Annotated in this window: 9 protein-coding genes; all 9 read left to right on the forward strand. The window is 75.2% G+C overall.

Features of this window, described 5'->3' with window-relative positions; genetic code table 11:
* Positions 1 to 11: 11 nt before the first annotated feature.
* The 9 genes from nusA (at position 12) to AB0C76_RS31475 (ending at position 12,629) form a co-directional block, all read left to right on the forward strand.
* Positions 12 to 1,013 carry a transcription termination factor NusA gene (gene nusA / locus AB0C76_RS31435; RefSeq protein WP_359972101.1) on the forward strand — a complete coding sequence of 334 codons (1,002 nt, stop codon included), beginning with the start codon at positions 12 to 14 and terminating at the stop codon, positions 1,011 to 1,013.
* Between the two features lie 127 nt (positions 1,014 to 1,140).
* Positions 1,141 to 1,389 carry a YlxR family protein gene (locus AB0C76_RS31440; protein ID WP_359972103.1) on the forward strand — a complete coding sequence of 83 codons (249 nt, stop codon included), beginning with the start codon at positions 1,141 to 1,143 and terminating at the stop codon, positions 1,387 to 1,389.
* Positions 1,390 to 1,603: 214 nt separating this feature from the next.
* Complete coding sequence (infB, locus tag AB0C76_RS31445; protein WP_359972105.1) at positions 1,604 to 4,630, forward strand: translation initiation factor IF-2; 3,027 nt, start codon at positions 1,604 to 1,606, stop codon at positions 4,628 to 4,630.
* 151 nt (positions 4,631 to 4,781) lie between these two features.
* On the forward strand, positions 4,782 to 5,078 hold the full coding sequence (locus AB0C76_RS31450) for a DUF503 domain-containing protein (RefSeq protein ID WP_359972107.1): 297 nt from the start codon (positions 4,782 to 4,784) through the stop codon (positions 5,076 to 5,078).
* A 153-nt stretch (positions 5,079 to 5,231) separates the two neighbouring features.
* The gene (gene rbfA / locus AB0C76_RS31455; RefSeq protein ID WP_359972109.1) at positions 5,232 to 5,675 is read left to right on the forward strand and encodes a 30S ribosome-binding factor RbfA; all 444 of its coding nucleotides are present in this window, start codon (positions 5,232 to 5,234) and stop codon (positions 5,673 to 5,675) included.
* Between the two features lie 2 nt (positions 5,676 to 5,677).
* Positions 5,678 to 6,826, forward strand: coding sequence for a bifunctional oligoribonuclease/PAP phosphatase NrnA (locus AB0C76_RS31460; RefSeq protein ID WP_359972111.1), 1,149 nt, complete (start codon positions 5,678 to 5,680; stop codon positions 6,824 to 6,826).
* Positions 6,827 to 6,876: 50 nt separating this feature from the next.
* Complete coding sequence (truB, locus tag AB0C76_RS31465; RefSeq protein WP_359972113.1) at positions 6,877 to 7,803, forward strand: tRNA pseudouridine(55) synthase TruB; 927 nt, start codon at positions 6,877 to 6,879, stop codon at positions 7,801 to 7,803.
* A gap of 176 nt (positions 7,804 to 7,979) precedes the next feature.
* Positions 7,980 to 11,618, forward strand: coding sequence for a serine protease (locus AB0C76_RS31470; protein ID WP_359972115.1), 3,639 nt, complete (start codon positions 7,980 to 7,982; stop codon positions 11,616 to 11,618).
* Between the two features lie 66 nt (positions 11,619 to 11,684).
* Positions 11,685 to 12,629, forward strand: coding sequence for a bifunctional riboflavin kinase/FAD synthetase (locus AB0C76_RS31475; protein ID WP_359972117.1), 945 nt, complete (start codon positions 11,685 to 11,687; stop codon positions 12,627 to 12,629).
* The last annotated feature ends 62 nt before the right edge of the window (positions 12,630 to 12,691 follow it).

A 12,691-nucleotide genomic window follows, 5' to 3' on the forward strand; every position in this document is an offset into this window, starting at 1 on the left:
GAGGCGTAGCCGTGGACATCGACATGAGTGCCCTGCGCACGCTGGTCAACGAGAAGAACATCCCCTTCGACCTGCTGGTCGAGTCGATCGAGTCGGCCCTCCTCACCGCGTACCACCGCACCGAGGGCTCGCGCCGCCGGGCCCGGGTGCACCTGGACCGCAAGTCCGGGCACGTCACCGTGTGGGCGATGGAGGACCCGGCGGAGCTGGACGAGGGCGTCGAGCCCAAGGAGTTCGACGACACCCCGAACGGTTTCGGCCGGATCGCGTCCAGCATCGGCATCCAGGTGATGATGCAGCGCCTGCGCGACGCCGCCGACGACCAGACCTTCGGCGAGTACGCGGGCAAGGAGGGCGACATCGTCACCGGTGTCGTCCAGCAGGGCAACGACCCGAAGAACGTGCTGGTCGACATCGGCAAGCTGGAGGCCATCCTGCCGCCGCAGGAGCAGGTCCCCGGCGAGGACTACCGGCACGGCACCCGGCTGAAGTGCTACGTCGTGGCCGTGCGCCGCGGTGTCCGCGGGGCGTCGGTGACGCTGTCGCGCACGCACCCGAGCCTGGTGAAGAAGCTGTTCGCGCTGGAGGTCCCGGAGATCGCGGACGGCAGCGTGGAGATCGCGGCGATCGCCCGTGAGGCCGGCCACCGCACCAAGATCGCGGTGTGGTCGCGGCGTGCCGGACTGAACGCCAAGGGCGCCTGCATCGGCCCGATGGGCGCCCGCGTGCGCGCCGTGATGGGCGAGCTGCACGGCGAGAAGATCGACATCGTGGACTGGTCGGAGGACCCCCGCGAGATGGTCGCCGCCGCGCTGTCCCCCGCGCGGGTGACCAGCGTGGAGATCGTCGACGCCGTCCAGCGCTCCGCCCGGGTGATCGTGCCGGACTACCAGCTGTCGCTGGCGATCGGCAAGGAGGGCCAGAACGCCCGCCTCGCCGCCCGTCTGACCGGGTGGCGGATCGACATCCGGCCGGACACCGAGGACGCCGGCCAGGAATCCGCGGAGCGGTAGTCAGTGTTGTAGTGGGCGCCCCCGCCGGTCCTCCGGGACTGGCGGGGCGGCGCCATGTCCCTTCGGAGGGGTAGACTTGCCTTCGTCTGGCCGGACGCATGTCCGAGCACGCCCGGAACGCACCTGCGTGGGCTGCCGCAAGCGCGCGGCCAAGCACCAGCTGTTGCGTGTCACGGCGGTCGAGGGCGTCTGCGTCCCCGATCCCCGTGGTGCACTGCCGGGCCGGGGCGCACACCTGCACCCCGCTCCGGCCTGCCTCGACCTCGCGGTCCGCCGCCGGGCGTTCCCCCGGGCCTTCCGGCTCCAGGGCACGCTCGACACGGAGCGGCTCCGCGGGTTCATCGAGGAGCGGGCGGGCGGCAACCCGGAGTCCTGATTCTCCAGGGCCCCCCGCTACGGAGAACCACCGCAACAAGCACGGCGGGCGGGCAGCCGCGCGTCGTGCCACCAGTCAGGTACCTCGCGATGTGGAAGTAGGTCGAGATTGCGATGAGCACTCGATGAGTACGCGATGAGTACGCGATGGGTACGCCCATGAAGTAGCGACGGTCCGGCGGACGAGACACCCCGGACTCATAGACAGGAGTGAAGTGGCTAAGGTCCGGGTTTACGAACTCGCCAAGGAGCTTGGCTTGGAGAGCAAGGCCGTCATGGCCAAGCTGACCGAGCTCGGCGAGTTTGTCCGTTCGGCGTCCTCGACGATCGAGGCGCCGGTCGTGCGCAAGCTGACTGACGCGCTTGGTGTGGCCCCCACCGGTGGTGGCGCTGCCAAGCCGGGCCCGCGGAAGTCCGCGGCGCCCTCTCCCTCCGGGGCCCCCAAGCCGGGTGCCCCGACCCCGGGGCCGCGCCCGAGCGCGACCCCTGGTCCCCGTCCCACCCCGGCCGCAGGCCAGGCCGCCGGATCGGCTCCCGCCGCCCCGGCCGCCCCCACGGCCCCGAAGCCGGCGGGCGCGCCGACTCCGGGTCCGCGCCCGGCCGCACGTCCCGCCGCTCCGGCGGCCCCGGCCGCGCCCGCGGCCGAGTTCTCCTCGCCGGCTCCGGCCGGTGACGCCCCGCGTCCGGCCGCCCAGGCCCCGCGTCCGGCGGCCCAGGCCTCCGGCGGCGCCCGTCCGGGCCCGCGTCCGGCCGGCCCGCGTCCGGGCAACAACCCGTTCACCTCGGGCAGCGCCACCGGCATGGCCCGCCCCGGCGACCGCCGTCCCGGCGCGCCGGGCGGCCGTCCGGGTGCCCCGGGTGCGCAGGGCGGCGACCGCCCGCGTCCCGGTGGCGACCGTCCGCGTCCGGCCGGTGCCCCGGGTGCCGGTGCGCCGCGTCCCGGTGGCGACCGTCCGCGTCCCGACGGCATGCCCCGTCCGGTCGGTCCGCGCCCCGGTGCGCCGAGCCCGTCCGGCATGCCGCGCCCGAACCCGGGCATGATGCCGCAGCGTCCGGCTCCGGGCCCGCGTCCGGGCCCCGGCGGCCGTGGCCCCGGTGGCCCCGGCGGCCGTCCGGGTGGTCCGGGTGCCGGCGGCGCCCGTCCCGGCTTCCAGGGCCGTCCGGCCGGTCCGGGCTCGCGTCCGGCCGGTGGCGGCGGCTTCGGCGGCCCGCGTCCGGGTGGCGGTGCCCCCGGTGGTGGCGGTGGCGGCTTCGGCGGCGCCCGTCCGGGTGGTTTCGGCGGTCGTCCCGGTGGCCCGGGTGCCCGTGGTGGCACGCAGGGTGCCTTCGGCCGTGGCCCCGGTGGCCGTCCGGCCCGTGGCCGCAAGTCGAAGCGGGCGAAGCGCCAGGAGTACGAGGCCATGCAGGCCCCGTCCGTCGGCGGTGTGATGCTGCCCCGCGGCAACGGTCAGACCGTCCGCCTGTCCAGCGGCGCCTCGCTGATGGACTTCGCGGAGAAGATCAACGCCAACCCGGCCGCGCTCGTCTCCGTCATGTTCAACCTCGGTGAGATGGTCACCGCGACCCAGTCGGTCTCCGACGCGACCCTCGAGCTGCTGGCCGGCGAGATGGGCTTCCAGCTGGAGATCGTCAGCCGGGACGACGAGGACCGCGAGCTGCTGGAGTCGTTCGACATCGACTTCGGCGCCGACGAGGGCGACGAGGACCAGCTGGCCCCGCGCCCGCCGGTCGTCACCGTCATGGGTCACGTCGACCACGGTAAGACCCGCCTGCTGGACGCCATCCGCAAGGCGAACGTCATGGCCGGCGAGGCCGGTGGCATCACCCAGCACATCGGTGCCTACCAGGTCGTCACCGAGGTGAACGGCGAGCAGCGTCCGATCACCTTCCTCGACACCCCGGGTCACGAGGCGTTCTCCGCCATGCGTGCCCGTGGTGCCAAGTCCACCGACATCGCGATCCTGGTGGTCGCGGCCAACGACGGTGTCATGCCGCAGACGGTCGAGGCGCTCAACCACGCCAAGGCCGCGGGCGTGCCGATCGTGGTCGCCGTCAACAAGATCGACGTCGAGGGCGCCGACCCGACCAAGGTCCGCGGTCAGCTGACCGAGTTCGGTCTGGTGGCCGAGGAGTACGGCGGCGACACCATGTTCGTCGACATCTCCGCGCGCCAGGGCCTGAACATCGAGCAGCTGCTCGAGGCCGTGGTCCTGACCGCCGACGCCTCGCTCGACCTGCGGGCCAACCCCGACCAGGACGCGCAGGGTATTGCGATCGAGGCCCACCTCGACAAGGGCCGCGGCGCCATGGCGACCGTGCTCGTCCAGCGCGGTACGCTCCGCGTCGGCGACTCGATCGTCGTGGGCGACGCCTACGGCCGCGTCCGCGCGATGCTGGACGAGAACGGCAACAACCTCACCGAGGCCGGTCCGTCCCGCCCGGTGCTGCTGCTCGGTCTCACCTCGGTGCCCCGCGCCGGCGACAGCTTCATCGTCGTCGACGAGGACCGCACCGCGCGCCAGATCGCCGAGAAGCGCTCGGCCCGCGACCGCAACGCCGCCTTCGCGCAGCGTCGGGTCCGGGTGTCCCTGGAGGACCTGGACAAGGCCATCGCCGCCGGCTCCATCGAGCAGCTCAACCTCATCATCAAGGGTGACGTCTCCGGTTCGGTCGAGGCCCTCGAGGACGCCCTCGTCAAGCTCGACGTGGGCGAGGAGGTCGAGCTCCGCGTCCTGCACCGCGGTGTGGGTGCCATCACCGAGTCCGACGTGGACCTGGCGATGGGCTCGGACGCCATCATCCTCGGCTTCAACGTGCGCGCCGAAGGCCGTGCGCGTGCCGCCGCCGAGAAGGAAGGCGTGGACGTCCGGTACTACTCGGTCATCTACCAGGCGATCGAGGAGATCGAGAACGCCCTCAAGGGCATGCTCAAGCCGGAGTACGAGGAGGTGCGCCTCGGCGCCGCGGAGATCCGCGAGGTCTTCCGCTCCTCCAAGTTCGGCAACATCGCCGGTGTCCTGGTCCGCGACGGCATCATCCGCCGCAACGCCAAGGCCCGCCTGCTGCGCGACGGCAAGGTCGTGGCGGAGAACCTCTCGATCGAGGGTCTGCGCCGCTTCAAGGACGACGCGACCGAGGTCCGCGAGGGCTTCGAGGCCGGTGTGACCCTGGGGTCGTTCAACGACATCAAGGTCGAGGACATCATCGAGACCTACGAGATGCGCGAGAAGCCGCGCGCGTAGTCGCTGGTCACCGGGGCCGGTCGACGGGTGGTATTTCCGTCGACCGGCCCCGGTCTCGCTGTGTAGGGTCCGGGGTAGTCAACAGACGCGGTGTCAGCCCGAGTCCGGGCTGTCCCCCCGAGGCCTTCCAGGTCGGCGAGACCTGTCACACATGTTCGTGGGAACACTCACCTTCGACCTGCTGCTGGGCGACGTCCACTCGCTCAAGGAGAAGCGTTCGATCGTGCGGCCCATCGTGGCCGAACTGCAGCGCAAGTACAGCGTGTGCGCTGCCGAGACCGGGAACCAGGATCTGCACCGCCGGGCCGAGATCGGTCTGGCGGTGGTGTCCGGCGAAGCCGGGTACGTCACCGAGATCCTGGACAGCTGTGAGCGGTTGGTCGCCGGCCGCCCCGAGGTGCAGCTCCTCGCCGCGAGGAGGCGCTACCACAACGACGACGACGAATGACCCCTGTGGAGCGCGCCGGCGGAAGTCGCCGTTCTCACACAGATCAGGACCCAGAGCGCCCGCAAGGCCGGGCGCGGGCCGGTACTTTGGGGCGTGGGCCCCGACGGGCAGGCAGCTCGCCCGGGTACCGGGCCCATTGCACGAGGAGGCAACGTGACCGACACCGCAAGGGCGCGCAAGCTCGCCGACCGCATCCAGGTGGTCGTCGCCCAGACCCTGGAGCGGCGGATCAAGGACCCGAGGCTCGGGTTCGTGACCATCACCGACACCCGGGTGACCGGCGACCTGCGCGAGGCCACCGTCTTCTACACCGTCTTCGGTGACGAGACCGAGCGCGAGGCCACCGCGGCCGCGCTGGAGAGCGCCAAGGGCGTGCTCCGTTCGGAGGTCGGCAAGCAGACCGGGGTGCGCTTCACCCCGTCGCTGACCTTCGTCGCGGACGCCCTGCCGGAGAACGCCCGGAACATCGACGACCTGCTCGACCGGGCCCGCACCTCCGACGCGGCCGTGCGCACGCAGGCCGCGGGCGCGACCTACGCCGGCGACGCGGACCCGTACAAGGTCCCGGCGTCCGAGCGTGACGACGAGGACGAGTAGTCATGGCGGGTGAGCCGGCGCAGGCCGGTTCGGCGGCCGGTTCGACCACGGGGGCGTCCTCCACCAGCGCGGTGGAGGGTGCCCTCGCGGTGCTTCCGGGATCGGCGCTCCCTGGCTCCGCGCTCCAGGGTTCGGTGCTCCCCGGGCCGCGGGCCGAGGAGAGCGGCTTCGAGCTGGTCTGGCAGGCCGTGGTGGCCGAGATCGGGCAGGCACGCACGATCGACGTGATCTGCCACATCTGCCCGGACGGCGACGCCCTGGGCTCCGCCCTGGCGGCGGGGCTGGCACTGCGCGGGCTCGGTCACGAGGTGCGGGTCTCCTTCGGTGACGATCCGCAGGTGGTGCCCGAGTCGCTCGCGTTCCTGCCGGGCCAGGAGCTGATCGTGCCGGCCGCCGAGGTGCCGGACACCCCCGAGCTGGTGCTCTGCTTCGACGTGGCCGCCGAGAGCCGGCTCGGCCTGCTGCACGCCAAGGCCTTCGCCGCGCCCGTGCTGGTGGTCCTCGACCACCACGCCTCCAACCCGGGCTTCGGCACCCACCAGCTGATCGACCCGACCGCGCCGGCCACCGCCGTGCTGGTCGACGAGCTGCTGCGGCGGCTCGGCGTCGAGCTCGACCAGGACCTGGCCACCTGCCTCTACACCGGGGTCGCCACCGACACCGGCTCGTTCAAGTACCGCGCCACCACGCCCGCCACCCACGAACTCGCCGGGCGGCTGCTGGCCACCGGCATCCGGCACGACCTGATCTCCCGGCAGTTGTGGGACACCTCCTCCTTCGGCTACCTCAAGGTGCTCGCGGGCGCCCTCGACCGGGCGGTCTACGAGCCGGACGCCGCGGGCGGACTGGGACTGGTGTGGACCTGGGTGCCCTACCAGGACCTCGTGCTGTTCAGCGTCACGATCGAGGAGATCGAGGGGCTCATCGACATCCTGCGCCGCCCGGCCGAGGCCGAGGTGGCGCTGGTGCTCAAGCAGGACCCGGACGGGACGCTGCGCGGCTCCTCGCGCTCCAAGGGCGCCGTGGACGTCGCCGCGGCCTGCGCCGAACTCGGCGGCGGGGGGCACGTCTACGCGGCCGGGTTCAGCGCCCGGGCGGACGTGGCCGCCGTGGTCGGGCGGTTCCGGGACGCGCTGCGGCCGATGCGCTGAACGCCCCGCGTGTGATCATGCTGTGACCGTTGTCTTAGAGAAAGAACCCGATGAAGCGCAAAGGCACCGGCCCGGACGGCCTGGTGATCGTCGACAAGCCGGAGGGCATCACCTCGCACGGGGTGGTCGCCAAGCTGCGGTGGCTGGCCGGGACGCGGAAGGTCGGCCACGCCGGCACGCTCGACCCGATGGCCACCGGCGTGCTGGTGATCGGGGTCGAGCGGGCCACCCGGCTGCTCGGCCACCTGATGCTCACCGCCAAGACGTACGAGGCGACGATCCGCCTCGGCCAGACCACGATCACCGACGACCGGGAGGGCGAGGTCACCTCCTCCACCCCGGCGGACGGGGTGGAGCGGGCGGCGATCGACACCGGGATCGCGGCGCTGACCGGCGAGATCATGCAGGTGCCGTCCAAGGTCAGCGCGATCAAGATCGACGGCAAGCGGTCGTACGCGCGCGTGCGCGAGGGCGAGGAGTTCGAGCTCGCGGCCCGGCCGACGACGATCCACTCCTTCACCGTGCACGACCAGCGCGCGGCGGTCGCCGAGGACGGCACGCCGGTGATCGACCTGGACGTGACCGTCGAGTGCTCCTCCGGCACCTACATCCGGGCGCTGGCCCGGGACCTCGGCGCCGGGCTCGGCGTCGGCGGGCACCTGACCGCGCTGCGGCGCACCAGGGTGGGGCCGTACTCGGTGGAGTCGGCGCGGACCCTGGAGCAGTTGGAGGCCGCGGTCACCGGCGGCTCCGCGGGGCTGGACGTGATGCCGATCGCCGACGCGGCGGCGGCCGCCTTCCCGCGTTGGGACCTCGACGCCCCGCAGGCCGAGAAGCTGTCGCACGGTGCCCGGCTCAAGGCGCCCGGGATGGGCGTGGACGGGCCGATCGCCGTGTTCGGGCCGGACGGCCGCTTCCTGGCGCTGGTCGAGGAGCAGGGCGGGCAGGCGAAGCCCGTGGCGGTGTTCGTCGGCTGACGCCCCCTTCTCGAACCGAAACCCCCGTCGGAGCTTTCCGGCGGGGGTTCATCCGTCCGTGGGAGCGCGCGAGGTGAAAGCCGGTGGTGAGCGGCGCGTGGGCGGTCGGGCCGTCCCCGGGACGGGCAGGTCTCCGGGCGTCGGACGAGGGCGGTTTCACGGGGGAGGACAGGCGCGTGCCGGGATTCCTGGACGGCGACACGGCGGGTGATCCGGGGCGGTACCTGCTGCGGATCCGCGACCTCAACGGGCGGCTGCACGGCTTAGGGTTCGTCGCCGACCCGCAGGGCACCGTGCTGACCTCCCACGAGTGCGTCGCGGGCCTGGACCGCGTGGTGCTGCACACCCCCGGCGGGCAGACCCGGGTGCTCGGCCCGGACAGCGTGCTGCCGCTGCCGGCGCACGGGCTGGCGCTGCTGCGCACCGACGCGGTCGGCGGCCTGCCGGTGCCCCCGCTGCCGGTCGCGGCCGCGGGGGCCGGGTGCCAGGTGCTGCTGCCCGGGCTCGCGGGCGAGGACGGACGGGTGGTGGGGCTGCGCTGCGGCGTGCTCGGGGTGACGGGCGCGGGGTACGCGGCGCCCGACCGCGTCCACCTGCTGCGCGGGGTGCTGCTGCTCGACGTCCCCGTGCTCGGGGGCGTCGCCGTGCCGGCCGGGTCACCGGTGCTGGACGCCCGCAGCGGCGCGGTGGTCGGGCTGGCCGCGCCCGCTCTGGGCGGGTCGTGGCACGGCGGCGCGCTGCCGGCCGTGCCCGCCGCCGGCGGGGTGGCGCCCGCGCCGGAGCTGGCCGGGCTGACGGCGCGCAACGCGGCGGCGGTGCCCGCGTACGGGCCCGCGCTCAACCTCGCCGGGGTGCTGCGGCTGGCCGGCGTCCAGCTGGGCTCCGCCGGGGCCGGTCCCGGCCGGGTGGCCGGGCTCGCCGCCGACCGGGTCGACCGGCCGGACGGCCTCGCCGGGGACGCCCCGGCGGCCACCGTCACCGTCCTCGTCGGTGCGCCGGGCAGCGGTCGCAGCACCGAGCTCGCCGCCCTCGCCGTGCGCCGCTCCGACGGTGCCCGCCCGCTGCCCACCCTCTGGCTGCGCGGCGCGGACCTGCGGGCCGAGGACCGTTCGCTCGCCGAGCCGCTGGAGCGGGCGCTGGCCGGGGCGGCGGCCGACCTGGGCGTCGCGGCGCCCGCGCCGGAGCCCGTCGCAGCCCTGTGCGCGGCGGCGGGGCGGCCGCTGCTGGTCGTCCTGGACGGGCCGGAGGAGGCCCCCGTGGCGCCGGGCGCGGCCTGGCTGCGGGCCGCGGGGGAGTGGCTGACGGGCTGCGGGGCCCGGCTGCTGACGGCGTGCGGGGAGGAGAACTGGCAGACCCCGGCCGCGGGGGAGTGGAGCGAGCCGGGCGACGGCGACGACCCCGCCGACCGCCGGGACCCAGACGAGCGGCATCAGGAGGCCGCGAACGGCGACCTGACCAGCGCCCCGACCGTACGGGTGGTCCGCCCACGGCCGCCCAGCCTCGCCGTGCACCACCTCGGGCCGCTGCCGCCCGAGGCGGCGGAGCGCGTCCGGCGCCGGTACGGGCTGCCGCCGGGCCGGCCGGGCGCCGCCGACGCGCGGCACCCGCTGGCGGTGCGGCTGGCCGGCGAGCTGTGGGCGCTGGAGCTGGCGGGGGAGCCCGCGGACCGGAGCGAGCTCTTCGGCGCGTACCTCGACCTGCGCTGCCTGCGGGTGGCGCAACAGCTGGCACTGTGGCCGGCGGGCGAGGGCCGGACGCGCCGCCCCGGGGCGCACCGCAAGGGCGCGGTGCGCCCGGCCGGGCCGTCCGCCGGGCGGGTGCGGCGGCTGGCCGCGGCGGTGGCCGGGCGGGTGCACGAGGCGGCCCGGCGGATGCTCGGCGCGGACCAGGGCGGGCTGGGCCGGGCCGGGTTCGAGGAACTGTTCCCGGTGGCGGGCGGCTGGGCGGGGGCGGTGCTCGCGGAGGGCCTGTTCGTGTCGGCCGGGCCAGGGGTCCGGTTCGCCCACGGGGAGTTCGCGGACTGGCTGCAGGGACTGCACCTCGACCTGGACGCGGCGCTGCGGCTGCTGCTCGGGGAGGACCGGGAGGACGAGGACGCCCGCCCGGCGGCCGGGGCGCGCGCGGTGGCCCGGCACCGGATCGGCCCGGTGGCGGCGGCGCTGCGCCGGGTGGCCGACACGTGGGGCGCGCCGGCCCTCGACCCGTGGCTGCACCGGCTGTGGCGGGCACTGGACCTGCGCCCGCCGGGCAGCGAACCGGCCTGGTGGGCGGGCCGGCTGCTCGCGGCGGGGCTGGCGGCCAGTCCGGACGTCGCCGAACACCGCGCGCTGCTGGAGCAGTTGGCCGGCCGGATCGCCGAACGCGCCGCGCGGGACGGCGGGTTCGACGCGCTCCCGGCGGACGGGCTGGGCCGGTTCGGCCCGGCGTTCTGGACCGGGCTCGGACTGTCCGTCGAGGACGAACTCGCCCTGCTGCGGCGCCTGGTGGTCGCGGACGGTCCCGGGCAGCCGTTCCTCGTGGCGGTCGCCGGGCGGCTGCGCGCGGACCCGGCGGCCGTGTTCCCGCTGCTCTGCGCGTGGTTCGACGACCGGCGGGGCCTGCCGGGCGTTCCCGGCAGCACGGGGTGTCGCAGCGTGGCAGACCTCACCCACGACCTGCTCCACGCCCACCGCAGGCTCGCCCTGGACGAGCTGGCCGACGCGCTGGCCGACGCCGCCCACCCCGGGGCGGACGCGCTGCTCACCGTGCTGGCCGCCGAGGAGCCGTCGGCGCTGTGCCGCGCGGTGGACCGCTGGAGCCACGACCGGCGGCCCGAGCGGCACGTCGCCGCCGCCGTGCACGCGCTGCGCGCCGCCCCGCACGCGTCCGGGGCCGGGCTCGAACTGCTGCGCCACACCGCGCTGACCCTGCTCGCCCGCGAGGACGAACCCGCGCTGCACGGCGCCGCGTTGGCGCTTCTGGTCGGCGATCCGCGGAGCCGGGCCGGGTACCTCCCGGCCGCGCTGGAGCTCCACCGGGCGGGCACCGACGCGTTCCTGACCCCACGGTCGCTGGCCCCGGCCCTGGAGAGCGACCCGGAGCCCGTCCTGGCCGCGCTCGCCGACCGGCTGGCCGAGCCGCGCGCGCCCGTCGCCGAGACCCTGCGGGTGCTCGCCGACGCCGGCGCCCCGGTGGCCACCCGGCGGGGCGCCGAGCTGGCCGCCCGGCTGCTGCGGGAGCGCCCCGCGCTGGCCGGGCCGGTCGCCGCCGACTACCTGGGCCGTCGTCTGGAGCGCGCCGCCGTTGCGGGCCCGGCCGCCCGGCTGGAGCTGCGGCTGCTGCTGGGCGGTGCGCTGGCCGCACGAGTGGCGGCGGTCCGGCAGCCGTTCGCCGAGGTGCTGTCGGTGCCGGTGGCCGATCCGGCCGCCGACGCGCTGCGCTGCGAGCTGCTCGACACCTTGCTGGCCGCCGAGAACGACCCGGCGGTGCTGACCGCCGCCGTCGAGCGGCTGGCCGACCACTGCGCGGCCGAGAAGCCGGCCCGCGCCCGTGCGGTGCTGGCCCGGGCGACCCCCGGGCTGCCGGGGGCGGACGACCTGCTGGTGCGCTGCGCCGGCCGTTCGGCGGCGTTCGCCCAGCTGCTGGCGCAGTGGCCGCCGGACGCCGCCCCGACCCCGCCGGACGGCCCCCGGCTGGCCCGGATGCGGGCCCTGGTGAGGGCCGGGCGGGACCCGCAGTACGCCGCCGCGGAGGCGGAGCGGACACCGTTCGAACGTGTGGTGCGCTCAACCCGCATTCCGGTGCCTGAGCAGGGGCAGGCGCATGGCACGCTATAGGGGTTCGGGTTTTGAGCGTTTGAGCGTACAGAAGGTACGCGCCGTACGGAACAAGGAGCGGTCAGGGTGCAGCGCTGGCGTGGCCTGGAGGAGATCCCCGGTGACTGGGGACGCAGCGTCGTCACCATCGGCTCGTTCGACGGGGTGCACCGCGGACATCAGCTGATCATCGGACGGGCGGTCGAGCGGGCCCGCGAGCTCGGCGTCCCGTCCGTCGTCGTCACGTTCGACCCGCACCCGCGCGAGGTCATCCGCCCGGGCAGCCACCCCGCGCTGCTCGCCCCGCAGGCCCGGCGCGCCGAGCTGATCGCGGGCCTCGGCGTGGACGCCGTGCTGGTGCTGCCGTTCACCCCGGAGCTGTCGCAGGAGTCGCCGGAGACGTTCGTCCGGCAGGTGCTGGTGGACGCGCTGCACGCGCGCGTCGTCATCGAGGGCCCCAACTTCCGCTTCGGACACCGGGCCGCCGGTGACGTGGCGCTGCTCACCGAGCTGGGCCGGGCGGCCGGGTTCGACGTCGAGGTGGTCGACCTCCAGGTGAGCGGCACGGCCGGCGCGGGCGAGCCGTTCTCGTCCACGCTGACCCGCCGCCTGGTCGAGACGGGCGACATGGCCGGGGCCGGCGAGGTGCTCGGCCGGCCGCACCGGGTCGAGGGCGTCGTGGTGCGCGGGGCGCAGCGCGGGCGCGAGCTCGGCTACCCGACCGCCAACGTGGAGACGGTGGCGCACAGCGCGATCCCGGCCGACGGTGTGTACGCGGGCTGGCTGACCGCCGACGGCGAGCGGATGCCGGCCGCGATCTCGGTGGGCACCAACCCGACGTTCGACGGCACGGCGCGCACCGTCGAGGCGTACGCCATCGACCGGGTCGGCCTGGACCTGTACGGGCTGCACGTGGCCGTCGACTTCCTGGCCTACCTGCGCGGGATGGAGAAGTTCGACTCGATCGAGGCGCTGCTCGACCGCATGGCCGACGACGTCAAGCAGGCCCGTGAGCTGACCGACGGCGTCTGAGCCGCGCCGCCCGGCCTGCGCGGGGGCCCGCCTGTGCGATGGAGCCGGCCCGTGCGAAGGGC

The organism is Kitasatospora sp. NPDC048722 (assembly GCF_040650235.1).
Classification (GTDB): domain Bacteria; phylum Actinomycetota; class Actinomycetes; order Streptomycetales; family Streptomycetaceae; genus Kitasatospora.